The organism is Ciceribacter sichuanensis (assembly GCF_024055605.1).
Lineage (GTDB): Bacteria > Pseudomonadota > Alphaproteobacteria > Rhizobiales > Rhizobiaceae > Allorhizobium > Allorhizobium sichuanense.
In genome coordinates this window covers 140,165-166,483 of sequence record NZ_JAMXLX010000006.1, presented here as the reverse complement: position 1 = coordinate 166,483, position 26,319 = coordinate 140,165, and the positions used below count along the sequence as shown (strand labels likewise).

Here is a 26,319-nt window from a genome sequence, read left to right as displayed (position 1 = left end):
CCATGACCGCCATCGACATCCCGGCTCTTGCCACCAATCTCTCGGCGTCCGGCGGCATCGCCGCCAAGGCGGATATCGGCACGGTCGCGGAAAGCCTCGGCCTTGCCGGCCAGCCTGTCGCCGTCGGCGACGATTGCGCCGCACTTCCCGATGGCGACGGTTATCTTCTGTTCGCCATCGAGGGCTTCATCAACGAATTCGTCGCCGCCGATCCGTGGTTTGCCGGCTGGTGCGGCGTGATGGTCAACATCTCCGACGTCGCCGCCATGGGCGGGCGGGCGATTGCCGTGGTCGATGCCGTCTGGGCGAATGGCGAAGCGGGTGCTGCCCCGGTTCTGGAAGGCATGCGCGCTGCCGCGAGGACCTTCGGCATACCGATTGTCGGCGGTCATACCAATATCCGCACCGATCGCAGCCAGTTGTCCGTCGCCATCCTCGGACGAGCGTCAAGCCTGCTGACAAGCTTCGACGCGAAACCGGGCGACGTGCTGATCGCGGCGATAGACCACCGCGGACGCTACCGGGAACCCTTCAACAACTGGGAAGCGGCGACCGACGCGCCGCCCGCCCGCCTGCGCGGCGACCTCGAAATCCTGCCTGAAATCGCAGAGGCCGGACTGGCATTCGCCGCCAAGGACATCAGCCAGGGCGGCATTCCCGGCACGGCCATCATGCTGGCGGAATGTTCCGGGGTCGGCATCGAGATCGACGTCTCCGCCATTCCCCTGCCGGCGGGCGTCGCCCTCGACCGCTGGCTCGCCACCTTTCCGAGCTTCGGCTACCTCGTGTCCGTTCCGCCGGACAATGTCGCAGCTGTCCTTCATAAGTTTTCCGCGCGCGGCATCGTGGCCGCCGCTATCGGCGCCGTCACCGCCGGCAGCGAGGTCGCCATCAACGCCGATGGCGTCCGCGCGGTCATCCGTGACCATGCCCGAACGCCGCTGTTGCAACTCGCTCGACGGGAGGAGGCCGCATGAACCGGCTGCTGCGCATCGCCATGCTCACACATTCCACCAATCCCCGCGGCGGGGTGGTGCATGCCATGCAGCTTTCCGAAGCCTTGACCGCTCTTGGCCATGAGGTGGTGTTGCATGCCCCGGATGCGAAGGGCGCGGGCTTCTTCCGCAACCCCGCCTGCGGCACAGTGTGCATCCCCGCCGATCCAGCACCGGCCGGCATGACGGCGATGGTGGAGCAGCGGATTGCCGATTACGTCAGGCATTTCGAGAACCCGGCGGCGCGGGATTTCGATATCTTCCACGCCCATGACGGCATCTCCGGCAATGCGCTCGCGACCTTGAAGCAACGCGGCCTGATCCCGGCTTTCGTCCGGACCGTGCATCACATCGACCAGTTCACCGATCCGCGTCTCATGGAATTGCAGGATCGGTCGATCGACATGGCGGACGTCTTCTTCACCGTCAGTGTAACATGGCGACAGGCGCTGCTGGAGCGCGGGCAGACGGCCACCGTCGTCGGCAATGGCGTCGATGTCGATCGTTTCGCGCCCGTCTGGAACGGCGAACAGACGGCGCTGCGCGACCGCCTCGAACTGCCACCCGGTCCGACGTTTCTGAGCGTCGGCGGCGTGGAGGCACGCAAGAACACGATCGCAATCCTCGATGCCTTCCGGCAGCTGCGCGTCGTTCAGCCTGATGCCCAGCTTTTGATTGCCGGTGGTGCATCGCTGCTCGATCATCACGACTACCAGGAGGAATTCCGCTCCGAACTCGCCATGCTGCGCGAACACGCCGCCGCAGTGCATCTGATCGGTCCGGTTGCCGACAGGGACATGCCCAATCTCTACCGGCTTGCCGATGCCCTGGTCTTTCCCTCGCTGAAGGAGGGGTTCGGGCTGGTGGTGCTGGAGGCCATGGCCAGCGGCGTTCCCGCCATCGTCTCCTCCATCGCGCCCTTCACGGAATATCTCTCCACCGACGACGCAATCTGGTGCGATCCCCACCATCCCGCATCCATTGCCGAGGCGATGGCCCTTTCCCTCGTGCCGCAGATCCGTGACCGGATCATTCCGCGCGGCCTCGACGTTGCCGCCCGCTTCTCGTGGCGGCGCGTCGGCGAGGCTCATCTCTCCGCCTATGCATCGCTGAAGGAGGCCATCCATGCCTGAAATGCGCTTCGTCATCGCCTGGCCGGATGGCCGGGAGGAGACCTGTTACTCACCCTCGCTCGTCATCAGGGATTTCCTCGAGGAGGGCCGGACCTATCCGGTCCGCGATTTTCTCGAGCGCAGCCGCAAGGCCCTGACGATTGCCAGCGACCGGGTCGAGGCGAAATACGGTCATCCCTGTTCGCTTGCCCGCGGCCAACTCGCCCGCATCGAGGCCGCCGGCACGCCCTTCCTCCACGACGCTGACGCCCTCGTCCGCTGCCAAAGTTTCATCCTCTGAAAGGAACCACGTCCATGACCTCGTCCCTCAAGCCGCACTACAGCGCCGTCATCATCGGCGGCGGGCAGGCCGGCCTTTCCGCCAGCCACTATCTCAAGAAACACGGTATCGATCACATCGTCTTCGAGAAGAAAACCGTGGCGCACAAATGGAAAGACGAGCGCTGGGATGCTTTCTGCCTCGTGACGCCGAACTGGCAATGCCAGCTTCCCGACCATCCCTACGACGGCGACGATCCGCACGGTTTCATGGTCAAGGACCAGATCCTCGCCTATGTCGACCGCTTCGTGAAGAAGGTGGACGCGCCGGTTCTGGAAGGAACGACGGTCACCTCGGTCGAGAAGACCGGCGACGTCTTCAGGGTCGAGACTTCGGCCGGCACGGTGACAGCCGACAGCGTGGTCCTCGCCACCAGTCTCTACAGCCGCCCGGCAATTCCGCGCGCCGCCGAGCGCCTGCCGGAAAACATCCTGCAGCTTCACACCGCCGACTACCGCAATCCCGGCCAGTTGCCGGAGGGCGCCGTTATCGTCGTCGGCTCCGGCCAGTCCGGCTGCCAGATCGCCGAAGACCTGCATCTTGCCGGGCGCAAGGTGCATATGGTGACCGGAAATGCGCCGCGCTGCGCCCGCTTCTACCGTGGCCGGGACGTTGTCGACTGGCTTGCCGATGTCGGCCAGTACGACATCACTGTCGCCCATGACGGCATGTCAAAGAAGAAGCACGACACCAATCACTATCTCACCGGGCGGGATGGCGGACGCGACATCGACCTCAGGAAATTCGCGCTCGAAGGCATGTCGCTTTACGGCCGCATGCAGGGTGTTGCCGGCGGCAGGATGCTGTTCGAACCGAACCTCAAGGCCAATCTCGACGGCGCCGATCAGGTCTATAACGGCATCAACGCCCTGATCGACCGCCATATCGCGGCAAACGGCATCGACGCGCCGCCGGCAAGCGTTTACGTGCCTCTGTGGGAACCGGAAAGCGAACCCGCTGAACTGGATCTCGAGGCCGAAGGCGTCACCTCCGTCATCTGGGCGACCGGCTTCCACCCCGACTGGTCCTATGTCGGCCTGCCGATCTTCGACGGCACCGGCTATCCCATCCAGCGGCGCGGCGTGACCGGCATCGACGGCGTCTACGTGCTCGGCCTGCCCTGGCTCTGGACCTGGGGTTCCGGCCGGTTCCTCGCCGTCGGCAGGGATGCCGAGCACATCGTAAGTCATCTGGTTGACTACCTTGACGCCCGGGAACCGGTCGGCAAGCAGGCTGCAAGTGCTTGAGCCATGACGATCGCCATTCTCGATCCACGGGCAGCAACGCCCTCGGTGCGGACGTTCATGGAACGGGCGCTGGAGCCGTTTGTTCTTCTCGGAATGCCCCACCTCACTCCGCGCGGACTGTCGGAAACCTGGCTGATGAAGGAACTCGGCCACCGTCACTGGTTGATGCTTGCCCTCCGGCTTGGCATGGATAATGCGGATTTCCGGACACCGGATGGGCGCGAAGCATACGCCTCGATCTGCGCCAGTCTGCTGGAGGAGCGCGGAGAGGGCCTGCAGATGGCGGGAGCCAACGATGTCCTGGAGATCCGCTCCTCCTTCTGCTTCCTCTCAAAAAGCAGGCATTGCAGCCGTCACCGAATGACAATCGATGGTTACCCGGTTTGCGAGGTCGAGCTTGTTTCCACCTTCGTTGCGCGCCGAACGGAGAATGACAACCACTCACTGGCACGCGTTGATCAGAGAGGTTGCGATATTCGCACCTTTGCGACGAGCCGGCTTGCCGATACAGCCTCGATTATCCGGCGCCAGGCATCGGAAGCATCGCTCAACAGCGGCGCACAAACCTCTCACTTTCGCGAATTCTCGTTCACACCGGATCCGCAACATGATTTCAACGGCGCAGGCCTCCTGTATTTCGCCAACTTCCAGGCGATTTTTTCACGTGCATTGAGCACGTTGACCGCCATCTCGAAGCTGCCCTTACGTCGTGAGGTCTTCTTTCTGGGCAACCTACGCCCCGGTGAGGATGTGAAAGTGACGCTGGTGAAGGCCGAAGAGGAGGGAGGGCTTTCCTGCCGAATGGCTCGCTCCGACGGCAAGATGATCGCGCTTTTCAAGGCGGCGTGATCGATCATACCGCCCCGAAAAGCACGGCTGCCTCGCGGCCGCCAATGGCTTGTGTCCAAACGTGCGGTCAATTCTTTCCCCGGTGATCGATGCAGGGAGGGAATCGCTTCGGCTCCCGTCCACTCATCGAATGCGCTGGCAATCACGCCGGGATTTCTCGCCTGCCCTGGAGCGGTGAGAAAGACCGGGTTGCCTTCGTAATGCGCGGCGCCCGTCAAGGCGACGCCATCCATTCGAACGCACGATATTGAGCGTCCGCGATGGTTGTATAAGGTGGCCACCCAAAGCGCGCCCCGGCTTTCGGGGAACACGGATCACCGCTTTGGGCGATCTCCCTTATCAGCTTCCGACGCAGAGCCGTGGTGTAGTCGCCGACCGCCTTCGGCACCATCACGAAAGCGCTGAAACCGCCTATGACGTTGTCCGAAAAATAGGAGGCCAATAGAAGGCCGGGGTTCTCGCCGCTTCCATCCGGGATGGCGATGGCATTTATGGTGTATCCCTTTGCTACCGCCCTTCTCCTGGATTCCTGAACGGGCAGGCCGTCGTTGTTTTCTCCGTTGCCGGAGATGTCTATGACCTTTCTTTCGGCGGTTCCCGGAAACCGGTCGAGAAGCAGGCTTCCAACATCGATGGCGGAGGAAATGGATGTGCCGCCTCTGCCGCGGCGGCTGAAGCCGGTGTCGCCCTTGTTGGCGATCACCCGGGCGGCGGATTCGGCGTCCGCCGGACCGCAAATCCTCGTCCACGGAAGAACGACCCTGATCTGTGCCGGGCTCGCCCATTCAAAGTAAGTTACACCGATGCAGCCCCGGCGATTGCTGGAAATGGCATCAAGGAACTCCGGCGAAGTGAGTGCGGTAACATGCCCGTTCCTTTGCAGGTCGGCGGTGTCCGGATCGATCGATGATGAGAAATCAACTGCAAATACGATTGCAACATCGACGTCAAAGGTTTGCGCCTCACCGACACCAGTGGCGTGAGCCTGCAATCCGAAACTCAACGCCGCTGCAATCGCACCCGCCAGTTTCACGGAGAAATTTGTCATTCGCATAGGTCCCTCCCGCCGGTTTTCCTGCGGGGCATGATCCCCGTGAGGAAAACGGAACCATTGGGCGGGAATACATTCGACCCCCTTTTGGGGGTTGAAGGGAGACGGATGGCGCAGATTGCTCCGGCCCGAGAGCATTTGGAGGCGAGGGCGCGAAAGAGCCAGAACGATCGGTTACCTGAAGTCTGCGACCGGCATCGCTCGTGGCGGCACTGGCGCGGCCGCTATTGAAGGATAAAAACTATCTGATATACTTGCATCGGCAAAGTCGCAGAGAATATCACTTCCGAATATTGCGACGTATACTTTCAGATTTTCAAAATATCCACGGCAGCGCCGCCGATTCATATTGTATCCAGTCGATATATCGCTTGGCTTCTGCCCGCTGTTCGTGCCTGGCAATCACTTAAGGGGGGCGATATGTCGATAGACATCAGCCGCTTTCAACATGCGTCCGCGCACTTGTCGGACGTTATTGCCGATCCGTCGCGCTGGACAGAACTCCTGGAGGAGGTCGCGACGGCCACCGGCGCCATGGGAGCTGCCTTGATCCCGCAGACCGGGTCCGAAGGAGCGGTGGCGACCGCGCATCTTGGGGAGTGCCTGGAAACCTATGTCCGCGAGGGATGGCCTGAGCGAGACGCCGATAGTCACCGGCGTGCAAGGGTTCTAAATTTGCGAGGCGAGGTTGCCCTGGATCGTGATCTGATCGACGCCGCCGATGAGGACGCGCCATTTTTCGACGAATTCCTGCCTCGCTTTGACGGGAAATGGTGGGCGGGCATCGGAATCCATACCGGCCCGGACTTCTGGTCCCTGACGCTGCATCGATCTCTTCGCCAAGGGACATTCGAACAGACGGAAAGGGCGATCCTCCGACAGTTTTCCCTGCGGCTGAACGAGGTGGGCAGTCTTGCCCATCTTGCCGGGCGCGTCACATTGTCGACCGTTGCGAATTCGTTCGATCAAATCGGAAAGGCGGTGGTGGCGATCGATGCAACCGGCAGGTTCATCCATGCCAACTTGGCAGCACAGCAACTCCTGGGCGCCTCCGTCCACATCGCCGGCGGGCGGCTGATATTTCGCGATCGTCATGCCGAGGCGGAATACGGCAAGGTCATCGACCGACTGAGAGGGCTTCGCGAGGGCAAGACCTTGCGCGCACCTCCAATTGTCGCGCGGCGGGAGAACGCCGCTCCGATCGTGATCAGGATCCTGCCCGTCGATGGCGGGGCGAAGTCTCCCTTTCTTTGTGCGAGAGCATTGCTGCTTCTCGATGAGATCGTTGCTCCCGCCAAGTCCGACTGGCAGGTTCTCGGTCGCGCTTTCGGTCTCACCCCGGCGGAAGCGCGTCTCGCGGCGCTGCTCGCAAGCGGCGAGACCCTCGAAACCGCCGCGGAAGCGCTCGGCGTTACCAGGGAAACCGCCCGAAGCAGGGTCAAATCCATTTTCCAGAAGACCGACACTCATCGACAAGCCGCCCTGGTGGCCTTGCTGGCCTCTTTTGGGAGGTGCTGATTGTCGAGCGACCCGGCCTCCGGGCACGTCGAACATCCACGCGCCGCCTATTCAATCGACAATATAAAAAATGCCCCGCGAAGGCATGGCGTTCGCGGGGCACTGCATTGTGAACCCGGGCGGGATCTCAGTAGTGGACAGACAGGGAGTCGATCGGCTTCGTCTTCGGCGGAGCGAACTTTGTCAGGTCGATTCCTTCAACGGCAGACCGGTACTCTTCCATGCTCGGCGTGCGGCCAAGGATCGCCGACAGCACCACGACCGGGGTCGATGCGAGGAGAGATTCGCCCTTCTTGTCGGCCGTATCTTCCACGACGCGCCCCTGGAACAGACGGGTCGAGGTCGCGAGAACGGTGTCGCCCTTCTCGGCCTTTTCCTGGTTGCCCATGCACAGGTTGCAGCCGGGACGCTCGAGATAGAGGATGTTCTCGTACTCGGTGCGGTTGGTGGTCTTCGGCTTCACATCATCGAACTCGAAGCCCGAATACTTCTGCAGGATTTCCCAGTCGCCTTCGGCCTTCAGCTCGTCGATGATGTTGTAGGTCGGGGCAGCAACCACGAGCGGTGCCTTGAACTCGACCTTGCCTTCGGCCTTCTCGATGTTCTTCAGCATCTGGGCGACGATCTTCATGTCGCCCTTGTGCACCATGCACGAGCCCACGAAGCCGAGGTCCACCTTCTTGGCGCCGCCATAGTAGGAAACCGGGCGGATCGTGTCGTGGGTGTAGCGCCGGGAAACATCGGCATTGTTCACGTCGGGGTCGGCGATCATCGGCTCGTCGATCTGGTCGAGATCAACCACGACTTCAGCGAAGTACTTGGCATTATCGTCAGGCTTGAGAGCCGGCTTTTCGCCAGAACGGATCTCGGCGATACGACGATCGGCCTTGGCGATCAGGCCCTTGAGGGTCCCGGCCGCATTGTCCATGCCCTTTTCGATCATGATCTGAATGCGCGACTTGGCGATTTCCAGCGACTCGATCAGCGTCTCGTCTTCCGAAATGCAGATCGATGCCTTGGCCTTCATCTCGGCCGTCCAGTCGGTGAAGGTGAAAGCCTGGTCGGCAAGCAGCGTGCCGATGTGCACTTCGATGATGCGGCCCTGGAAGACGTTGTCGCCATGCTGCTTGAGCATCTGCGCCTGCGTGGCGTGGACCACGTCGCGGAAGTCCATGTAGGGCTGCATCGTGCCCTTGAAGGTCACCTTGACCGACTGCGGGATCGGCATGGTGGCCTCGCCCGTTGCCAGCGCCAGCGCCACGGTGCCGGAGTCAGCGCCGAATGCCACGCCCTTGGACATGCGGGTATGGCTGTCGCCGCCGATGATGATGTCCCAGTCATCCACGGTGATGTCGTTCAGCACCTTGTGGATGACGTCCGTCATCGAATGATAGACGCCCTTCGGATCGCGGGCGGTGATCACGCCGAAGTTGTTCATGAAGGACATGAGCTTCGGAATGTTGGCCTGAGCCTTTTTGTCCCAGACGGATGCCGTGTGGCAACCGGACTGGTAGGCACCGTCGACCAGCGGCGAAATGACGGTTGCCGCCATCGCCTCGAGCTCCTGCGCGGTCATCAGGCCGGTGGTGTCCTGCGAGCCGACGATGTTCACCTTCACGCGAACGTCGGAGCCGGCATGCAGGATCTTGCCCGGGGTTACGCCGACGGCGTTGCGGTTGAAGATCTTCTCGACAGCCGTCAGGCCCTGGCCCTCGATGCTGATTTCCTTGTTCGGGGCAAAGACCGGGGTCGGCTCGACGCCGAGCGTCTGGGCAGCAAACGTCTGGAGCTTCTTGCCGAAGACGATGGCATAGGAGCTGCCGGCCTTCATGAACTCCATCTTCTGCGGCGTGAAGGCGGCAGCGACATCGACCAGCTCATTGCCGTTCTCGTCGCGAAGCTTCTTGTTCTTGGCGTCGATCTTCAGCACGGTGCCGGTCTCGACCGAGAATTTCTGTTCGAGGACCGGGTTGCCGTCGTTGTTGAGGATCGGCTTGCCGTCTTCACCGGTCTTCCTGACCCAGTTCTTCAGGTTGATGCCGATGCCGCCGGTCACATCGACGGTGGTCGCGAAGATCGGCGAGATGCCGTTGGTGCCGGCGACGATCGGGGCGACGTTGACGAAAGGCACATAGGGGCTGGCCTGTTTGCCGGTCCACAGCGCCACGTTGTTCACGCCCGACATGCGCGAAGAGCCGACGCCCATCGTGCCCTTCTCGGCGATCATCATCACGCGCGCGTCGGGGTGTTTCTTCTGCAGCGCCACGATTTCCTGCTGCGCTTCCGGCGAGATCATACACTGGCCATGCAGCTGGCGGTCGGAGCGCGAATGCGCCTGGTTGCCCGGCGACAGAAGGTCGGTCGAGATATCGCCTTCGGCGGCGATGAAGGTCACGACCTTGATTTCGTCCTCGACATCCGGGAGCTTGGTGAAGAACTCGGCCTTGGCATAGCTTTCAAGCACGTCCCTGGCGACCGCATTGCCAGCCTTGAAGGCATCGCGCAGCCGGAACATGTCGGCGTCGTAGAGGAAGACCTGGGTCTTCAAAACTTCACCGGCCTTTGCGGCAATCGCTGCGTCATCGCCAAGCGCGATGTCGAGCAGCACTCCGACCGAGGGACCGCCCTTCATGTGCGACAGAAGTTCGAGGCCAAAATCGGGGGTGATTTCCGGAACGACCGCTTCGCCGAGAATGATCTTCTTCAGGAACGCGGCCTTGACACCCGCCGCGCTGGTCGTGCCCGGCAGCGTATTGTAGATGAAGAACTTCAGGGCATCTGGCCGGTGCTCGCTGCCGGCATCCTCAATCAGCGTGATGATCTCGCCGAGGAGCGCGCCGTCATCAATCGGCTTGGGAGCGAGCCCTTGAGTTTCTCTGCTTTTGATCTCAGCCAGGTAATCCAAGTAAAGGTTCATCGCAATCCCAACGTCTTGAGGTTGTGGCGCCGAAACGCAGCGACGCCGAATGGTATCGTTAATCGGCCCATCGTCCGACGGCTTTCGAGTACGCCAGCCGGGGCCGGCTGGCAAGATGCCCTATTCCGGTAAAAAAGTAGTACCATCGGTTCGGCATTGACGGGTTTGACGGTCCCTGTGCGCGCTTGCGGGACCGGGAGGATGCAAACCATCGTTTCCCCCCGCCTGGTTTTGCCGACCGGGGCCTCCATCACGATCCCGGATGCGCGGCCTCTCGAAACGAGCACGCGATCTCGCAAGCCTCGAATAGTCAGCGTCCGCCCGTGCTGCCATTTCGAGGAGGCGCAGAGGGGACTGACCGGACAGGATGAAGAGACCGTTGTGCCTTTCGTGGAAGCGATCCGGAAACTGCCCGGGGTTGTCGAGTGTCATCGATGATCCGAATACCGGATCAGCTCTATGCCTCCGGCGGCGGCCGCCGGAACTGCAGATAGAAGGCGTAGCGTTCCGGCAGGACGAAATCGGGTTTCGGCAGGCCGAGTTCGCCGGCGGCGCGATGCGCGAAATTCGAATCGGCCAGCAACTCCCGGCCGATGGCGACGAGATCGGCCCTTTCGCCGGCGATGACGTCATTGGCCTGACCCGACGCCGTGATTGCGCCGACGGCCATGGTTGCCATGCCCGTCTCGGCCCGGATGCGCTCGGCAAAACCGATCTGGAAGCCGGGACCTTCCTTGATGTGGCCGGGATTGGTGCGCACCAGAATGCCACCCGCCGAGCAATCCAGAACATCGACGCCGGCGTCCTTCAACCGTCGTGCCAGAAGCACCGCATCGTCGAGCGTCAGGCCGTCGTCCGGGATGCGGTCGATGCAGGAGGCGCGATAAAAGAGCGGCATATCGGGCGGCAGGGCGGCGCGCACCGCAGTGGCGATTTCCACCGGCAGCCGCATGCGGCCTTCGGCATCGCCGCCGTAGAGATCGTCACGATGGTTCGAAACCGGCGAGACGAAGCTGTGGATCAGGTAGCCATGGGCACCATGGATCTCGACAAAATCGAAACCGGCTTCCACCGCGCGGCGGGCGGCCGCCACGAAGGCTTCGACGACCCGTGCAATGCCATCTGCATCCAGCGCTTCCGGCACCGGCCAGTCCTCGTGATAGGCTATCGGTGAGGGGGCGACGGTCCGCCATGCACGCGAATCGTCTGGAGAGAGCGCCCATCCGCCATCCCAAGGCGGCGTGGAGCTTGCCTTGCGGCCGGCATGGGAAAGCTGGATGCCCACTCTTGCCCCCTGTCGCCTGTAGATCGATACGATCCGGGCAAGGCCGGGGATCTGGCTGTCGTCCCAGAGGCCGAGGCAATCGGGTGTGATGCGACCCTCGGGCAGGACGCCGGTCGATTCCACCACGGCACCACCGACGCCGCCCAGCGCCATGCGGGCGTGATGGTCGAAATGCCAGTCGCCGGCCTGTCCATCGACGGCGGCATACTGGCACATGGGCGAAAGCACGATGCGGTTTTTAAACGTCACGCCCCTCACATGGAGGGGCGTGAACAATGCGGGGATTTCCTGCTGCATCTCGGCTGCGATCAGATTTCGGCGAGCAGGGACGGATCGAAGATGTCGCGCGAGACCTTGATGCCGACCTTTGCGAGCGAGGCGATGTTGCCGTCGATCCAGGCGTCATCCATGGAAAACACGCCCTTCGGATGCTCCATCAGCGGCATCTGGATCTTGGCGTGGAACTGGGCCGCCTCTGGGGTGTAGCCGTTGCCCTTGTACCAGGTTTCCTCATATTCCTTGGCATACTTGCCCGGCTCCTTGAAGTCCTCGACCCAGCCCTTGCGGCTGGCGCGCAGGAAGCCGACGATATCCTTGCGGCGGGACTTCAGCGTCTCCTCGCTGACGGTGACGAGATCCTGACCGAAGGACATGCCGGCCTCGGAAAACAGGATGTAGCTCGCCTTCTTGCCGGAGGTCTGCTCGATGATGAAGGGCAGCGAGGTCATGAAATCGACGACGGCATCGACCTGACCTGTTGCCAGCGGCGTAGGGTCGAAGGTGTAGGGCACGATCTTCACCTGTTCCTCAGTGAGGCCGTTGACCTCCAGCAGCACCTTGAACGGGCCGAGGTTGAGCGGCGGGCAGGCGACCGTCTTGCCGGCCAGATCCTTGATCGTCTTGATGCCGGTCGCCTCGAGGCTGATGATGCTGTCCGGGCTCTTCTGGAACTGCACGCCGACGATCTTGAAGTTTGCACCCTTCTCGGTGATCGCGGTGGCCGTCTCGATCATCGAGGTCAGCGCGATATCGGCCTTGCCGGTGAGCAGCGAAGCCTGCGGAATGACGTCCGGGCCGCCCGGAAGATAGTCCAGCGCAAGACCTTCCTCGGCATAGTAGCCCTTGTCCATGGCGATGAAATAGCCGCTGAATTCCGGATCGTTGATCCAGATCGACTGGAAGGTCAGCTTGGTCTCGGCTGCGCGCGCAATACCGCCCAGAGGGCCGGCAACCGTAGTTGCGGCAAGCCCGGCAAGTGCTGCCTTGTTGAAGCTACGGCGGGAAAGGGAAAACGTCATCTCTTCACTCCTTGATAGGGGAACGGGTCAGGTCGGAGAGCTGCCTTGCTTTCAGCAACGATAAGCTTTGAGGAATTTGTAGGGAGCGGAGATTTGTGCCGTCAAGGGACACGAAATCCGCTGCTCGCGCGCAGAAATGCAACCTCGAGTAACGAAATTGGCTTCCGCTCGTCAGGCCGCCCGACCACTGCGAAGAACTCGCTCACCCATGCCGGGAGAGACCATCCCGCAGTCTCGAAAAATCCTCCTGCCGGTGGCGGCTATCCTTTGGGCAGGGTTTTCACATCATTGTCACGATCTGCATTCCGATTGGGCATCGCCACCGGACCGCGCCCGAATTAACGGCACGCAAGGCTGCATGGCGACCGGCCGGGAAAGCGCCACACAGCCGTCGCCCGGCATCCGGCGCGTGGTCTCCCTCTGCTACCTCCGGTATTGGCCGTCATTTTCCGGGCGGGCACGTGGCCCCGGAACGCTTCTTGCTTTGCACGGATAGCCAAGATTTTTCGCCATGACGGACCATGGTCCGCGCTGGCCGAAACCGGGGGAAACGAGTTCAATTCCTTCAACGGCTTAGACGCGTCCCGAAAGTGGTGCTTCTGCCGCTTTCGGCGTCTGCGGAACGCGACATCGTCGCGGTCTGCGGGCGCAAACATGACAGGGAAAGACATGACAGCGAAAAGGGACAACCGGCCATGACGATATCGAGGGACGCGCAGACCCGCGCGCGCATTCTCTTCTCAGTGGTGGTCGCCCTTCTCGTGTGGGAACTTCTCGGCCGGGCCACGACATGGGGAGCGGCCATGCTGCCGCCGCCGTCGCGCATCCTGTTGCAGGCCTTTGCCGACCGGGAGCTTTACCTGCTCCATGGCAGCAGCACCATTCGCAGCGCTCTCTCGGGCTTTGCCATCGGTGCGGGCGTCGCGATCATCGCGGCGCTGGTCTTCTGCCTGTTCCCTGTGGTCGAGGTGATCTTTCGCGGCGTCAACATCGCGATCTTCGCCATGCCGGCCATCGTCGTCGGGCCGCTGCTCGTCATCTTCTTCAAGGGGGACTGGCCGCAGATCCTCCTGTCGGCGCTGATGGTCTATTTCCCTGCCATGTCGACCTGCCTGCTGGGCCTGAGGGAAGTCGATCCCCGGCTTCGCGACCTCGTGTCGGTCTATGGCGGCGGCCCGTTCACCCTGCTTCGCCGCGTCCGCCTCCGGGGCGCCTTGCCCTCGCTGTTTGCTGGCCTTCGGGTCGCCGCCCCGCTTGCCGTGCTCGGCGCGGTTCTCGGCGAGTTCGGCTCCGGCGCGCGCTGGGGCTTCGGCACCTTCCTGCTCGCCGCCCTGCCGCAGGGCAATCCGGCGCGGCTCTGGGGCATCGGCTTCGCCACCAGCCTGATCGCGCTCGTCGGCTTCCTCATTTTCCTGGCTCCCGCCCGTCGCCTTGCGGCGACCACCAACAGCGTGACCATGGCCGCGACACGGCCCGCCGAAGTCGGGGGAGGAGGCTGGGAGACGCTGAAGAACCTCGCGCTTGCCGCCGCGGCAATCGTGCTGCCCTTCTTCCTCTGGTGGCTGATGCTGGCGCTGACCAGGCTCAACCCCATCGTCGGTCCGGGTCCGCTGCGCACGCTCAACTTCATTCTGGACGGCGGCTACAAGCCGCTCTTCGCCGCACTGGCCGAGACGGTTCCGCTGGCGGGGCTCGGGCTTCTCGCTGGATTGGCCATCGCCTTCGTGCTCGCCTCGATTTCGGTTCTGGCGCCCGCCATCGGCCGGGCGCTGGTGCCGGTCGCCATGGTGGCGCAGAACATGCCGCTGGTGGCGCTGGTGCCCTTCATCGTGCTGGTCTTCGGTCGCGGCGTCACCGCATCGGTGTTCATGGCGGTCCTCGTCGTCTTCTTTCCCGCCTATGTGCTGCTCACCCAGGGCTTTTCGGCGGTGCCGAAGGCGGCAAGCGATCTCGTCAGCGTCTATGGCGGCGGGCGTTTCAAGCGGCTCGTCTATATCGTCGTTCCCTATTCGATCAGCTATCTCTTCGCCGCCGCAAAACTGGTCGCACCGCAGGCACTGCTCGGCGTGATGATCGCGGAATGGCTGCTGTCCGGCGTCGGCCTCGGCAACCTGCTCAACGTCTCGCGCGCCGGGCTGGATTACGAAATGGTCTGGGCCGGGGCGGTGGTCAGCATCATCATCTCGGTCATCGTCTACGAGTTCGTCGGCGTGCTCGAGCGAAGGGTGCGTCAGTGAGTAAAGCGACAGAACAGCCCATCCGCTGGCACCATGCCTCGCTGACGGTGCGGGACATCGATCCGGCCATCGTGTTCTTCCGGGAAGTCTTCGGCTTCGAGCCGATCTTCATCGAGCGGGGCATGGCGGATGACATCGCCGCCCTGACCGGCAGGCCGGGGCTGATCTGCGATTTCACCCAGCTTCGCGCCGAGAGCTATCCACTGATCCTCGAGCTGATCGCCTTCCGCTCCGAGGTCGAGGACATCCCGCCGGCCGATCCGCTGCCATGGCGTCCGGGCGCCGGCCATGTGGCCTTTCACGTCGATGATTTCGAGATGACGGTGGCAAGAGCGCGCGCCTTCGGCGCTGCCGTGCTCGGCCGCGCCATCGATTTTCCCGGCGGCAGGTCGATCTATTGCCAGGCGCCGGGTGGTGCATTCTTTGAAATAGAGTGGTTGGCCGAGGTCTGACGGCCCCGGCGAAAGACGAACTTCAGAGGCCGACGGCCTCAGCACCTTCGGGGTGAAGGCTCTTCATCAGCCGGTCGCAGAGCGCGTGGAAATCCGGGTGGGAAAAGAGTTCCGGCGTGCGCGGCCGGGCGAAGGGAACCTTGACGATCTCGGCGATCCGGCCGGGCCGGGCATGCATCACCACGATCTCGTCGGCGAGGAACACGGCTTCGTCGATGCCATGGGTGACGAGGATCGTCGTGGTCTTCTGCGACGACCAGATGCGCTGCAGCTCGATGTTCATCGTGCGCCGGAGAATCTGGTCCAGCGCGCCGAAGGGTTCGTCCAGCAGCATGACCGAGGGGTCGCTGATCAGCGCGCGGGCAATCGCCACGCGCTGGCGCATGCCGCCGGAAAGCTGGCCGGGCAGGGCATCCTCGTAGCCGGAAAGGCCGACCAGCGCGATCAGTTCGCGGATCTTCGCGTCATGCTTCGAGACCGAGCGCCCGAGCACCTGCAAGGGAAAGGCGACATTGGCATAGACGCTGCGCCACGGCAGGAGCGCCGGGTCCTGAAAGGCGATGCCCAGATCGCCATTGGCGCGAAACTGCTCCGGATGCTTGCCGCGCACCAGAACCGCGCCGTTATCCGGCTCTTCCAGCCCGGCGATCATCCTGAGCAACGTGGACTTGCCGCAACCGGACGGACCGATCAACGCGACGAAGGAACCGCGCTCGATCTTGAGCGAGATAGGTTCCAGCGCCACGAACGGCCCCTTGGCGGTGCGATAGGTCTTGCCCGCCTGATCGATGATGAGATCGACCGGCTGGCCGGCATCGTCCGAAGCATCGGCGGAAGTGTTTTCGGGGGCGGGAGCGATGGAAGGCTGCATGGGTCTCACCCGGAAATCTTTCGTCTTGTCCGGCAGCGCTCAGGCTGCCGGAGAGGGGCGATAGCCGAGCACGGCCTTGATTTCGAGGAATTCGACCATGCCGAATTCCCCGAGTTCGCGTCCGTTGCCCGACTGCTTGTAGCCGCCGAAGGGGGCGTTGAAATCGAAAGGCGGATTGTTGATGAAAACGCGGCCGGCCCGAAGCCTGGCCGCGACCGCGTTGGCGTGGTCGTAGTCCTTCGAATAGACATAGGCCGCGAGGCCATAGACGGAATCGTTGGCAATGCGAACGGCCTCATCCTCGTCCTCGTAGGTCAGCACCGAAAGCACCGGGCCGAATATCTCCTGTCTGGCAATTTCCATGCCAGGAGTGACGTCGATGAACACCGTCGGGCGGACGAAATAGCCGCGATTGAGGTTCTGCGGACGGCCGGGACCGCCGAGAAGCAGGGTCGCGCCGCCATCTATGCCCTTGCCGATCATTTCCTGCACCTTGCGGAACTGCGCGGCGCCGCTGACGGGACCCATGGTGGTCTCCGCCGAGAAGGGATCGCCGACCACCACCTTGGCGGCCTCGACCTTTATGCGCTCGACGACCTCGGGAAGCTGCGGGCGATGCACCAGCATGCGGGTCGGCGCGATGCAGGATTGCCCGGAATTGATGAAACAACGGGCAACGCCGTCACGAACCGCGAGATCGAGATCGGCATCCGGCAGGATGACATTGGCCGACTTTCCGCCGAGCTCCTGATGCACGCGCTTGACGGTCGGGGCGGCCGCGATGGCGACCTGAATGCCCGCGCGGGTGGAGCCGGTAAACGACACCATGTCGACGTCGGGATGGGCGGCGATGGCCGCACCCACCTCCGGCCCGGTGCCGTTCACCAGATTGAAGACGCCGGCGGGCACGCCCGCTTCGTGCAGCACTTCCGCCAGGATGAAGGCGCTGAGCGGCGAAAGCTCGCTCGGCTTCAGGACCACGGTGCAGCCGGCGGCAAGTGCGGGCGCAAGCTTGGTCACGATCTGGTTCAGCGGCCAGTTCCATGGCGTGATGAGACCGCAGACGCCGATCGCCTCATAGCGGATCCGGGTGGTGTCGAGCGTCGACGGGGTGATGGTGTCGAAATCGAAGCCTTCCAGAACGCCTGCCGCTTCCTCGAAATAGATGAGGCTGGAACCGGTCTGCATGTTCCAGGCGAGATCGAGCGGCGAGCCCATTTCGAGCGTTACGGCATCGGCCAGTTCCTTGCGCCGGTTGTTGAAGCAATCGACGATGCGGCGAAGCAGCGCCGCCCGTTCTTCCGGCGCAGTCGCCGCAAATGCAGGAAACGCGCGGCGCGCGGCGGCAACGGCGCGGTCGACATCCTCGGCGCTGCCCGCGCCGATCTGTGCCACGACTTCCTCCGTCGCCGGATTGACCACGTCGATGACCTCGGGACGGGCGGGCTTCACCCATTCGCCGTCGATGTAGAAGAGCGTCCTGTCGATCATGAGCTGATCAGATCCTTTCCAAATTCCGTTCCGCGCGCGCGATCGCGATATCCTGATGCGGCTGCAGGTCCTGATAGGCCATGCCGGATACCATGGGCGTGAAAGGGTCTTCTATCGAACCCTTGAGCCCCGACAAGGCCTCGATGATGCCGAGCGCATGGAACGGCACGGAAGTGCGGTGATAGCCCCCCTCATGGGTCATCAGAAGCCGGCCGTCGCAGAGTTCGTCGGCCACGGCCATCAGCGTTTTCGTCATCGCCGCGAAGGCGCCGCCATGCAGCATCATCCGCCCCTGCGGATCGTAGGCGCCCGCGTCGAGCCCGGAGGCGACGAGGATCATCTCCGGCCGGAAGCGCCTCAGCGCCGGGACGACTACCCGCTCGATAACAGCAGAATAGGCACCCACGCCGCAGCCGGGCGGCAGCGGAATATTGAGGTTGAAGCCTTCGCCCGCGCCGCCACCGATGGCCTCGACAGCGCCGGAATTGCCGGGATAGCAATTGTCCTGATGGATCGACATGGTGAGCACATCGGGGACTTCCCAGAAGATGTGCTCCGCACCGTTGCCATGGTGTACGTCCCAGTCGAGGATGGCGATGCGCTTCAGGCCGTGGACGGCCTGGGCATGGCGCGCGGCAAGGGCCACATTGTTGAAGATGCAGAAGCCGAAACCATAGTCGCGCTCCGCATGGTGGCCGGGGGGACGCACCAGCGCATAGGCATTGGCGAGCCTGCGGGTCGCGACCGCGTCGACCGCCTCCAGCACGCCGCCGACGGCAAGTGCCGCGATATCGTAGCCGCCGGGGCCGAAGGGCGTTACGCCGGCAATGCGTCCGAGCGAGGCGTCGCCGCCGTTCAGCGCGCTGAGACGCCTGATCTCGGCGATGTAACCGGGCGCATGAACCCGCGCCAGTTCGTCTTCCGTCGCGGCTCTCGGCTTGATGATGTCGAGCTGTTCGGTCAGGCCCGCCGCATCGAGAAGGTTCTTGATGCGGCGCTTGCTGGCGGGGCTTTCGGCGGGCAGGTCCGGCTCGACCACGCCGTGGCCGGCGGACATGAAATCCGCCAGCGCCGAGGTATCGTGCCACATCAGCAGTTCGTGCCAGACGAGACCCGTCTTCAAACCCATCATGCCACTCCGAAGGCCACGGCCGTCGCGTCGAGCGCCTCGCGGGCGATCTCGAACACGGTGTCGAGTTCGTCCCTGGTGATGACCAGCGGCGGCATCAGGCTCATGGTGTCGCCGTTGGCGCGGAACGCCAGTCCGCGCTTCAGCGCCTCGCCGGAGCAGTGGTAGCCGATCTTGGCCTCGTAGGGATAGGCCTCGCGGGTGACCCGGTTCTTGACGATCTCGAGACCGCCCATCAGGCCGACGGAGCGCACGTCGCCGATCAGCGGATGGCCGACGAAGGTTTCGAGCTTGGCGCGGAAATAGGGAATGAGTTCCTTTTCGGCGTTCTCGACGATGTTTTCCTCCTCCATGATCCGGATGTTCTCCAGCGCCACGGCGCAGCAGGAGGGATGACCGGAATAGGTGAAGCCATGCGCCCACTCGCCGCCTTCCTCGATCAGCAGGTCCGCGACGCGGTCGGACAGGATGCAGGCCGAAAGCGGCAGGTAGCCCGAAGTGATGCCCTTGCCGAGCTGCATGATGTCGGGCTGGATGCCATAGTAGAACGAGCCGAACCACTTGCCGGTGCGGCCGAAGCCGCAGACGACCTCGTCGACCACCAGCAGGATGTCGTACTTCTTGCAGATGCGCTGGATCTCGGGCCAGTAGCTCATCGGCGGGCAAAGCGCCCCCCCGGCGCTCTGGGCAGGCTCGGCAAAGAAGGCGGCGACCTTGTCGGGGCCGATTTCGAGAATGCGCTCTTCGAGCCAGCTTGCGGCCAGAATGCCGAACTCTTCCGGGTCCATGCCCGGACCGTTGCGATACTGGTAGGCGGTCTTGATATGGGTAACGGAGGGCAGCGGAATATCGCCGCCTGCGCCATACATCGGCGGAATGCCGGAAAGGCTCGCCGCCATGTGGGTGCTGCCGTGATAGGCGGCCTCGCGGGCGATGATCACCCGGCGTTCCGGCTTGCCGGCGAGATCCCAGTAGCGGCGCACGGCGCGCACGGCCGTCTCGTTGGCCTCGGAGCCCGAGGACTGGAAGAAGACGTGGTTGAGCCCTTCCGGCAGGATCTGCGACAGCTTTTCCGCCAAAAGCACCGCGCTCGGATGGGTGGTGTTGAAGAAGGACTGGCAGAAGGAAAGCGCCTGCATCTGATCCGCCGCCGCCTTCACCAGTTCCGGCCGGCCATAGCCGATGTTGACGCAGCCTAGACCGGAAAGCCCGTCGATGATGCGGTCGCCCTCGGTATCCCAGACATAGACGCCTTCGCCGCGCACGGCGACGCGCGAGCCCGCCTGCCTGAGCGAGGCGTGGTCGGTGAAGGGATGCAGATAATGGGCGCGGTCGAGAACCTGCCACGCCTGGGTTTCCATGTGCCGATAGTTCATGAATCTCACTTCTGGTGCCTGTCAGCAATCCGTGGCTGACCCTGACCCGGATTTAAGCCTTCATGCTCCCCCGGCGCCAGTTCGACGCCTAGGCAGGGCCAGCGGCAAAACATGACGTTCAATGCATGTAGGATGGTTGCGGCGGGGGCGGTCGGTGGGTTTGTGGGCGAAGGCGTGGGAAAACAACGGGATAGAGCGTTGCATCTTCTCTCGGACCGCATGCTCATCAGTGGCAAGCATCAATCGCCCGGAGAATTCCCGCCCGCAAGCAGCCCCCAACCTCACCCCGCCGTCGCCTCGCAAAGAAAGCGCTGGGCGGCCTGTCCGTGCTCGAAGCGGAGCTTCTTCACGTCCATGCCGACAGGCATTCCGTCGGTCACGCGCCACTCGCCGCCGACCATCACCCGGTCGGCCTGATGCGCGCCGCACAGGACGAGGGCTGCAAGCGGATCGCCCGCGCCGGAGAAGCGCAGTTCGTCCAGCGTGAACATGGCGAGATCCGCCTGATAGCCGACCGCGATGCGGCCGATATCGGTGCGGCCGAGGCAGCGGGCGGAGCCTTCCGTCGCCCAACGCAACACATCGTGATGGGTGACGGCGGATGCGCCATAGGTCAGGCGGCCGAGCAGCAGCGCCTGTCGCACGCCCTCCATCATGTTGGAATTGTCATTCGATGCAGAACCGTCGACGCCGAGGCCTACGATCGCGCCGGCCTCTTCCAGATCCTTCGTCCTGCACTGACCGGAAGCGAGCAGCATGTTCGAGGTGGGGCAGTGGCAGACGCCGATGCGGTGCTTGCCGATGCGCTTGATCTCGTCCATGTCGAAATGAATGCCGTGGGCGAGCCAGACCCGGTCGTTCATCCAGCCCACCTGTTCGAGATAATCGAGCGGGCGGCAGCCGAAATGATGCAGGCAATAATCGTCCTCGTCATGCGTCTCGCCGAGATGGGTATGCAGGCGGCAGTCGTATTTTTCCGCCAGCACAGCCGTATCGATCATCAGCTGGCGGGTGACGTTGAAGGGCGCGCAGGGCGCGAGCGCGACCGTGGTATAGGCGCCGTCGCGGCGGTCGTGATACTTGCCGAGCACGCGCTCGCAATCGGCAAGCACGGTATCGTAGTCCTGCATCAGCCGTTCGTCGGCGATGCCGCCGCTCTTCGAACCGAGATTGATCGCACCGCGCGTCAGCGCCACGCGCATGCCGAGCTTCGCCGCCTCTTCCGCCTCGATATCGACGGCGTCAGGCATGTCGGGCGGAAAGACGAAGAGATGGTCGGATGCGGTGGTGCAGCCCGACATCAGAAGCTCGGTCAGCGCCAGCCGCACGGCGAGGCGAAAGCTTTCGCGCCCGAGATGGGTGCCCCACAGCGGATAGAGCGCTTTCAGCCAGGGAAAGAGTTCCTTGTTGATCGCGGCCGGATGCGCCCGCGTCAGCGTCTGGAAGAAATGGTGATGGGTGTTGACGAGGCCGGGGATGACGACATGGCGGCTCGCGTCGAATTCCTCGTCCACCGGGGCGGCGGGACCGTCGCCCCCGACCAGTTCGACGATGCGGCCATTTTCCACGACGATGCCGTAAGGGGCATCGTCAGCCATGATGGCAAGCGGGTTCCTGATCCAGATGCGCATGTCAGGTATCCATCATCTCGGCGCTGAAGAGATCCTCGACCTTGAACGGCGTCGAGATCAGCCCGTCCTCCAGCATGTAGCGGGTGACGGTTTCCACGAGGTTCCGGTTCTTCGCCACACCCGTCGGCCAGTAGTCGGTGCCGAGATGCTTTTCGGTGAAGAGCAGGTGGTCCATCTGCCAGGGCAGCATGGTGGAGAGGGCAGCCGCCTCGAACAGGCGTTCGCGGGCGATCTGCTGTCCCCTGACAAAGGCGTCGTAGAGGGCGCGGACGATGCCCGGATTGGCCTCGGCGACCGGCCGCTTGATCGCCAGCACATGCATGGCCGGGAAAAGGCCGCTCTTCTGGTAGTAGGAAATCTCCTCGCTCACCGGATCGTCGAACAGGCGGCGCACAGTGTCGGATGGCCATGTGCTCGGCGCGCGGGCGGTGTAGAGCGCATCGATCTCGCCGGAAGCGAGAAGCTGGGCAAGGCCGGTATCGCGGCGCTCCTCGAAGGTGAAACGGTCGGGATAGAATTGCGGATGCTCGTCGCCGGTTCGCGGCCCTTCGAAGCCGGCCGTCACATAGATCGGCGCGGTGCGCGGCAGGTCGTAGTAATCCTCGAAGATGCCGCGCAACCAGACCGCCGCCGCCATGTCGAACACGGCGACGCCGATCTTCTTGCCGGCGAGATCGGCCGGCTTTTCGATGCCGCTTGCGGCGTTCACATAGACGCTCGAAAAGCGGAAGTGACGCGAGGGGAAGATCGGAATGGCGAGATAGGGCCTGTCAGGCTTTTCCAGCGTGCGCAGATAGGTGCCGAGCGGAAATTCGCAGGCGTCATAGGTGTGTTTCGAAAGCTGCTCGTTGAACAGCGCCTGCACGCCGACCATGGTCACATCGACGTCGAAGCCGACGATCGGGGCCTCGCCGCTGGCGATGTGTCTGGTGCGGTCGCTATCGCTCAGGCCGAGCTTCAGCGGGGTCTTGGTCATGATCCGTCCCTATTCCTTCTGGGGGTGTCTTCTGTCTGGGTGCCTTCAGGCGCGGTTGATGCGCTGGAGCAGAACGTCCAGCAATTCCGGCAGGGCGAGAGGCGTGGCGTTGGCGCCGCCGCGGCTGTAGATCGCCGTGGCGTGCGCGGTGTCGATGTCGAGCCGTTTGGCCAGCCGCACCACGGCGTCCTTGCATTGCTCGATGGTCGGCAGGCAGTCGATCCGCAGATCCTGCGGCAGGCCGTCATTGGCGCCTACCAGTTCCATAAAGCCGCTGCCGACCTTGCGCCGGGAGGCGACGTTGTTGGCGGCGCGCTCGTCGCGGGCAATGACGAAGCTGCGATGGGTCAGCCCCGGCGCCACCCAGGAAACGATGTCCGTATAGTTATGGCCGATGCGGTGGATGACCCTAGCGACCGTGGACGACATCTCGTTATGCATCGTCACGTAGCTGCGCTTTTCCTCGTCACCCCATTTCCAGCGCGTCGCCGAAGCCTTGACGGCGGTGGAATCCTCCCGCCAGGGCGAAACCGCATTGCCACGGTTCTCAAACAGGCCGGGATCGTCATAGGCGCAGGCCGGCGAAGGCTTGCCCTTGTATTGCGCGATATGCTCGTAAGGCACGACGCCCATCGGCTCGGAAATCACCATGCGGTGGATGATCGTTCCCTTGCCGTCGGTGAGAAGCGAGAGGTTCAGCACCTCGGTAGTGAACGGCGCCTCGATGCGGGCCTGCAGTTCCTGCGGCAGGTAGAGGCGGTCCATCGGCTTGAAGCCGCTGTCGAGCAGCCGCTGGTTGATCGACTGGTGCTCGGAGGAAAAGGGATAGGGCTTGGTCTTGGTGCAGGGCAGGAACAGCAACACCTTGCGCTCGGCATCCGGCAGGGGTGGCTGGTATTCCTCCTCGACGAACTTCAGCCATTCGGCGATGCGTGGATGCTTCAGCGATTCCACATTGTCCTGCGGGCTGTAGAGGCAGAGCGTCGGATCGACGGCAAACGGGCTCTGAATCTTCCTGGCGGATTCGGTGATGCGCTGTGCGCGGTCTTCAACGGAAATCATGGTCAGCCTGCCTGTCTCTCAGCATCGGTTTGCGGAAGCATCAGTTCGATCTCGCCATAGGCGGCGAGGCTTTCGTAATAGGTATCGGCATCGGCGAGGAAGAGTTCGCGGGTAATGCCGCGCGACAGCCGGTCCAGCCCGAATTTCAACGCCGAAATGCCCGCCGATCCGGCAAGGCTCGGCATGGCGGCATAGGTGTAGCTGAAGATGTGCCTGAGATAGGGTGCCGCCCCCGGCGTCTTCTCGGTGAACTGGAAGCAGTCGGAGAGATAGGGATAGCCGCCAAGCTGCGCATGTTCCTCGCCGGCCGGCGGCTGGTAGCGGTCCGACCATGTGGCGATCTCGCCGGCAAAGCGGGAAAGCTCGGGCCGGGCGGCAAAGTCGACGCCGAAACCGGTGCCGATGACGACGAAATCATAGCTCCCGGCACCGGCCGGCGTCGTCAGAACCGCCTTGCCGTCCTCGTATGCGACCGAAAGCACCGGGCTTCCGGTATGCATGGCAAAGGAGGGAAAGCGGGCGCAGCGCTCATAGGTATCCTGCGGCGGCGGCTGGTTGCGGTCGAAGATCGTCTTGACGAAGCGCCATTTGCGGGCGTCGTCCAGATCGCCGAAATGGCGCATGAAGCCGGCAAACTCCATCCAGCGGTTCGGATTGACGGTCGGGATTTCCTTGCGACGCACGAAGAGATCGACAGAGGCCGCCCCGTGCTCCAGCGCCTCGGCCGCATTGTCGAAGGCCGATGCGCCCGCGCCGATCACGGCGATGCGCTTGCCGGCTAGGGCGGTGAAGTCGATCCGCTCCGATGTGTGCGCATAAGCCTCGCGCGGCAGCACTTCGGAAAACATTTCCGGGATGATCCAGCGGCCGCATCCCTCGATGCCGGTCGCCAGCACGACGTTGCGGGCAAGGATGCGCTCCGGGGCTCCCTTCTTCGTCACGGTCACTGCGAAGAGATCGTCGGAAAGCGGCTCGATGCCGGTCACCTCGACGCCGTTTTCGATCGGGATGCCCGAGACCCCGCGCAGCCATTTCAGGTAGTCGTTCCACAGTTCCTTCGGAATGCGGCCGAGATCGCCCCAGGAATTCTCGCCGAACTTCGCCTCCCACCAGGCGCGGACGGAAAGGCTGGGGATGCCGAATTCCGGGCCGCTGACACCTTTCGGGGTTCTCAGCGTCCGCATGCGGGCGAATGTGACCCATGGGCCTTCCTGACCGGCCGGGTTGCGCTCGAGCACGCGGATATTGGTGATGCGCTCGCGCATCAGGCGAAAGGCGAGCGAGGTGCCGCTCTGGCCGCCGCCGACGATGACGACGTCGACCACCGGCTGGCCCTCATGGGTGCGGCGGCTCACCCATTCGCGGGCCGGATAGTCCACGCAGTCGAGATCATGGCGCGCGCGCCGTTCCAGGGCTTCAAGCCGTGTGCCTGCTTCAGTCATTCTGTCGTCCATCCTTCTCTTCCCGCGAAGCGTCTAGATGCGGGGCGGAGGCCTGAAGGCCTCTCAGTGAACCTGTGTCTTGCGGAAATCCCGCGGCGAAACGCCGAAATGGCCGCGGAACACCCGGCTGAAATGGGAGAAGTCCTTGAACCCCCGGCGCAGCGCGATGGTGGTGATCGGCCAGCCGCGCAACAGCGGATCGGAAAGATCGCTGCGGATGCGCTCCAGCCGTTGCAGCTTGATCCATTGCGCCACCTGGCTCTCCTCGGAGGCGAAGAGTTCGTAGAGCGAGCGCAGCGAGATCTGCTGGGCGCGGGCGATATCGGCCGGCGCCAGATCGGGATTGTCGAGATTGGCAAGGATGAAGGACTTGATCCGGCCGAGCTGGACCTGACGGCCCGCCGAAAGCGGCGTGCGCTCGGCGCTGCCGAGAAGTGCGGTCGCCAGAAGCTCGATCACATGGCCCTCGATGCGGGCGCGGAAGGGAGCGGCCGCATCGTCCTCCTTGATGTCGCAAAGGGCGACCGCGAAATCGAAGAGGAAGCGACCGGGAAGGGTTTCCGCCGAAATCTCGCGGGCGGTGAGCAGATCGATGCCCGGCACGCGGTCCCTCAGCGCCGCGCGCGGCACCTTCAGGGAAAGCTGGCGATAGGGGCCGTCGAATTCCATGCGATAGGGCTGGCGGCTGTCGTAGAGCACGATGGAGCGCGGATTGGCGATCACGTCGCGGCCGCTCTGGTTGAAGAAGCTCGTGCCGTCGATCTGCAGGTTCACCTCGTACCAGCGGTCGGAAGCGTTGATGTGCTCCTCCGTCCGGCTGACCTCCAGCGTCGTCGAGACGATATCGGCAAGCGTCACCTCGCCGAAGGAGCGCCACGCGATATGGCCGTAGAAACCAGAATCGGTGGACCGGCGCACGCGGGTCGGCGGAAAAAGGGTGTTCGTCGCGTGATGCCAGAAGTCGAGGCGATCATGCGGGGCGATTTCGTCGGTGCAGATTCTGCTCCAGCCTTCGGTCGGTGCCATGGACATGGGCTTCT

General features: G+C 63.4%; 21 protein-coding genes. 8 read left to right on the top strand and 13 right to left on the bottom strand.

Features of this window, described 5'->3' with window-relative positions; genetic code table 11:
* The first annotated feature begins 2 nt into the window (after window positions 1–2).
* From NBH21_RS18140 to NBH21_RS18120, 5 genes are read left to right on the top strand one after another with little or no spacing between them, the layout of a single operon-like run.
* Window positions 3–977, top strand: a complete 975-nt coding sequence (locus NBH21_RS18140) for a sll0787 family AIR synthase-like protein (protein WP_250911798.1) — start codon at window positions 3–5, stop codon at window positions 975–977.
* Window positions 974–2,128 carry an MSMEG_0565 family glycosyltransferase gene (locus NBH21_RS18135; protein ID WP_250911799.1) on the top strand — a complete coding sequence of 385 codons (1,155 nt, stop codon included), beginning with the start codon at window positions 974–976 and terminating at the stop codon, window positions 2,126–2,128. The genes NBH21_RS18140 and NBH21_RS18135 overlap by 4 nt, the downstream gene beginning before the upstream one ends.
* Window positions 2,121–2,408 carry an MSMEG_0570 family nitrogen starvation response protein gene (locus tag NBH21_RS18130; RefSeq protein ID WP_250911800.1) on the top strand — a complete coding sequence of 96 codons (288 nt, stop codon included), beginning with the start codon at window positions 2,121–2,123 and terminating at the stop codon, window positions 2,406–2,408. The genes NBH21_RS18135 and NBH21_RS18130 overlap by 8 nt, the downstream gene beginning before the upstream one ends.
* Before the next feature lie 14 nt (window positions 2,409–2,422).
* Window positions 2,423–3,694 carry an MSMEG_0569 family flavin-dependent oxidoreductase gene (locus NBH21_RS18125; RefSeq protein ID WP_250911801.1) on the top strand — a complete coding sequence of 424 codons (1,272 nt, stop codon included), beginning with the start codon at window positions 2,423–2,425 and terminating at the stop codon, window positions 3,692–3,694.
* Between the two features lie 57 nt (window positions 3,695–3,751).
* Complete coding sequence (locus NBH21_RS18120; protein WP_250911802.1) at window positions 3,752–4,543, top strand: Pnap_2097 family protein; 792 nt, start codon at window positions 3,752–3,754, stop codon at window positions 4,541–4,543.
* Between the two features lie 214 nt (window positions 4,544–4,757).
* On the opposite strand, the gene NBH21_RS18115 is transcribed toward NBH21_RS18120, so the two are convergent.
* A complete protein-coding gene (locus NBH21_RS18115) occupies window positions 4,758–5,591 on the bottom strand; it encodes a DUF1194 domain-containing protein (protein WP_342452017.1) in 834 nt (277 codons plus the stop codon).
* A gap of 423 nt (window positions 5,592–6,014) precedes the next feature.
* Between NBH21_RS18115 and NBH21_RS18110 the strand changes: the two genes are divergently transcribed.
* Window positions 6,015–7,112 (top strand): helix-turn-helix transcriptional regulator, encoded by a 1,098-nt coding sequence (locus tag NBH21_RS18110; protein WP_250911804.1) that lies wholly within the window; start codon window positions 6,015–6,017, stop codon window positions 7,110–7,112.
* 127 nt (window positions 7,113–7,239) lie between these two features.
* Here the strand turns inward: NBH21_RS18110 and NBH21_RS18105 are convergent, their stop codons facing one another.
* From NBH21_RS18105 to NBH21_RS18095, 3 genes are all read right to left on the bottom strand, one after another.
* Window positions 7,240–10,029, bottom strand: a complete 2,790-nt coding sequence (locus NBH21_RS18105) for a bifunctional aconitate hydratase 2/2-methylisocitrate dehydratase (protein WP_250911805.1) — start codon at window positions 10,027–10,029, stop codon at window positions 7,240–7,242.
* 457 nt (window positions 10,030–10,486) lie between these two features.
* Window positions 10,487–11,590 carry an NADH:flavin oxidoreductase/NADH oxidase gene (locus NBH21_RS18100; RefSeq protein ID WP_250911806.1) on the bottom strand — a complete coding sequence of 368 codons (1,104 nt, stop codon included), beginning with the start codon at window positions 11,588–11,590 and terminating at the stop codon, window positions 10,487–10,489.
* 32 nt (window positions 11,591–11,622) lie between these two features.
* Window positions 11,623–12,612 carry an ABC transporter substrate-binding protein gene (locus tag NBH21_RS18095; RefSeq protein ID WP_250911807.1) on the bottom strand — a complete coding sequence of 330 codons (990 nt, stop codon included), beginning with the start codon at window positions 12,610–12,612 and terminating at the stop codon, window positions 11,623–11,625.
* Window positions 12,613–13,307: 695 nt separating this feature from the next.
* On the opposite strand from NBH21_RS18095, the gene NBH21_RS18090 reads away from it, so the two are divergent.
* Both NBH21_RS18090 and NBH21_RS18085 read left to right on the top strand, forming a co-directional pair.
* On the top strand, window positions 13,308–14,849 hold the full coding sequence (locus tag NBH21_RS18090; protein ID WP_250911808.1) for an ABC transporter permease: 1,542 nt from the start codon (window positions 13,308–13,310) through the stop codon (window positions 14,847–14,849).
* Entirely contained in the window at window positions 14,846–15,301 is a 456-nt protein-coding gene (locus tag NBH21_RS18085) for a VOC family protein (RefSeq protein ID WP_250911809.1), read from the top strand. The genes NBH21_RS18090 and NBH21_RS18085 overlap by 4 nt, the downstream gene beginning before the upstream one ends.
* Window positions 15,302–15,323: 22 nt before the next feature.
* On the opposite strand, the gene NBH21_RS18080 is transcribed toward NBH21_RS18085, so the two are convergent.
* The 9 genes from NBH21_RS18080 to NBH21_RS18040 form a co-directional block, all read right to left on the bottom strand.
* Window positions 15,324–16,172 carry an ABC transporter ATP-binding protein gene (locus NBH21_RS18080; RefSeq protein ID WP_250911810.1) on the bottom strand — a complete coding sequence of 283 codons (849 nt, stop codon included), beginning with the start codon at window positions 16,170–16,172 and terminating at the stop codon, window positions 15,324–15,326.
* A 39-nt stretch (window positions 16,173–16,211) separates the two neighbouring features.
* Window positions 16,212–17,663 (bottom strand): aldehyde dehydrogenase family protein, encoded by a 1,452-nt coding sequence (locus NBH21_RS18075; protein WP_250911811.1) that lies wholly within the window; start codon window positions 17,661–17,663, stop codon window positions 16,212–16,214.
* Window positions 17,664–17,670: 7 nt separating this feature from the next.
* Window positions 17,671–18,792, bottom strand: coding sequence for a class II histone deacetylase (locus NBH21_RS18070; protein ID WP_250911812.1), 1,122 nt, complete (start codon window positions 18,790–18,792; stop codon window positions 17,671–17,673).
* Window positions 18,792–20,168 carry an aminotransferase gene (locus NBH21_RS18065; RefSeq protein ID WP_250911813.1) on the bottom strand — a complete coding sequence of 459 codons (1,377 nt, stop codon included), beginning with the start codon at window positions 20,166–20,168 and terminating at the stop codon, window positions 18,792–18,794. The genes NBH21_RS18070 and NBH21_RS18065 overlap by 1 nt, the downstream gene beginning before the upstream one ends.
* A 281-nt stretch (window positions 20,169–20,449) precedes the next feature.
* Entirely contained in the window at window positions 20,450–21,799 is a 1,350-nt protein-coding gene (locus NBH21_RS18060; protein ID WP_250911814.1) for an 8-oxoguanine deaminase, read from the bottom strand.
* A gap of 1 nt (window position 21,800) precedes the next feature.
* Window positions 21,801–22,775 carry a substrate-binding domain-containing protein gene (locus NBH21_RS18055; RefSeq protein WP_250911815.1) on the bottom strand — a complete coding sequence of 325 codons (975 nt, stop codon included), beginning with the start codon at window positions 22,773–22,775 and terminating at the stop codon, window positions 21,801–21,803.
* Window positions 22,776–22,820: 45 nt separating this feature from the next.
* Window positions 22,821–23,837, bottom strand: coding sequence for a hypothetical protein (locus NBH21_RS18050; protein ID WP_250911816.1), 1,017 nt, complete (start codon window positions 23,835–23,837; stop codon window positions 22,821–22,823).
* A gap of 2 nt (window positions 23,838–23,839) precedes the next feature.
* Window positions 23,840–25,279, bottom strand: a complete 1,440-nt coding sequence (locus NBH21_RS18045; RefSeq protein ID WP_250911817.1) for an NAD(P)-binding domain-containing protein — start codon at window positions 25,277–25,279, stop codon at window positions 23,840–23,842.
* A 63-nt stretch (window positions 25,280–25,342) separates the two neighbouring features.
* Window positions 25,343–26,311: an AraC-like ligand-binding domain-containing protein gene (locus NBH21_RS18040; RefSeq protein WP_250911818.1), complete on the bottom strand. Its 969-nt coding sequence runs from the start codon at window positions 26,309–26,311 to the stop codon at window positions 25,343–25,345.
* Window positions 26,312–26,319 lie beyond the last annotated feature (8 nt).

Coding starts and splice junctions, on each gene's coding strand:
- NBH21_RS18140 (WP_250911798.1), top strand. CDS start 3: ATGACCGCCATCGACATCCCGGCTCTTGCCACCAATCTCTCGGCGTCC.
- NBH21_RS18135 (WP_250911799.1), top strand. CDS start 974: ATGAACCGGCTGCTGCGCATCGCCATGCTCACACATTCCACCAATCCC.
- NBH21_RS18130 (WP_250911800.1), top strand. CDS start 2,121: ATGCCTGAAATGCGCTTCGTCATCGCCTGGCCGGATGGCCGGGAGGAG.
- NBH21_RS18125 (WP_250911801.1), top strand. CDS start 2,423: ATGACCTCGTCCCTCAAGCCGCACTACAGCGCCGTCATCATCGGCGGC.
- NBH21_RS18120 (WP_250911802.1), top strand. CDS start 3,752: ATGGAACGGGCGCTGGAGCCGTTTGTTCTTCTCGGAATGCCCCACCTC.
- NBH21_RS18115 (WP_342452017.1), bottom strand. CDS start 5,591: ATGACAAATTTCTCCGTGAAACTGGCGGGTGCGATTGCAGCGGCGTTG.
- NBH21_RS18110 (WP_250911804.1), top strand. CDS start 6,015: ATGTCGATAGACATCAGCCGCTTTCAACATGCGTCCGCGCACTTGTCG.
- NBH21_RS18105 (WP_250911805.1), bottom strand. CDS start 10,029: ATGAACCTTTACTTGGATTACCTGGCTGAGATCAAAAGCAGAGAAACT.
- NBH21_RS18095 (WP_250911807.1), bottom strand. CDS start 12,612: ATGACGTTTTCCCTTTCCCGCCGTAGCTTCAACAAGGCAGCACTTGCC.
- NBH21_RS18090 (WP_250911808.1), top strand. CDS start 13,308: ATGACGATATCGAGGGACGCGCAGACCCGCGCGCGCATTCTCTTCTCA.
- NBH21_RS18080 (WP_250911810.1), bottom strand. CDS start 16,172: ATGCAGCCTTCCATCGCTCCCGCCCCCGAAAACACTTCCGCCGATGCT.
- NBH21_RS18075 (WP_250911811.1), bottom strand. CDS start 17,663: ATGATCGACAGGACGCTCTTCTACATCGACGGCGAATGGGTGAAGCCC.
- NBH21_RS18070 (WP_250911812.1), bottom strand. CDS start 18,792: ATGGGTTTGAAGACGGGTCTCGTCTGGCACGAACTGCTGATGTGGCAC.
- NBH21_RS18065 (WP_250911813.1), bottom strand. CDS start 20,168: ATGAACTATCGGCACATGGAAACCCAGGCGTGGCAGGTTCTCGACCGC.
- NBH21_RS18060 (WP_250911814.1), bottom strand. CDS start 21,799: ATGCGCATCTGGATCAGGAACCCGCTTGCCATCATGGCTGACGATGCC.
- NBH21_RS18055 (WP_250911815.1), bottom strand. CDS start 22,775: ATGACCAAGACCCCGCTGAAGCTCGGCCTGAGCGATAGCGACCGCACC.
- NBH21_RS18050 (WP_250911816.1), bottom strand. CDS start 23,837: ATGATTTCCGTTGAAGACCGCGCACAGCGCATCACCGAATCCGCCAGG.
- NBH21_RS18045 (WP_250911817.1), bottom strand. CDS start 25,279: ATGACTGAAGCAGGCACACGGCTTGAAGCCCTGGAACGGCGCGCGCGC.
- NBH21_RS18040 (WP_250911818.1), bottom strand. CDS start 26,311: ATGTCCATGGCACCGACCGAAGGCTGGAGCAGAATCTGCACCGACGAA.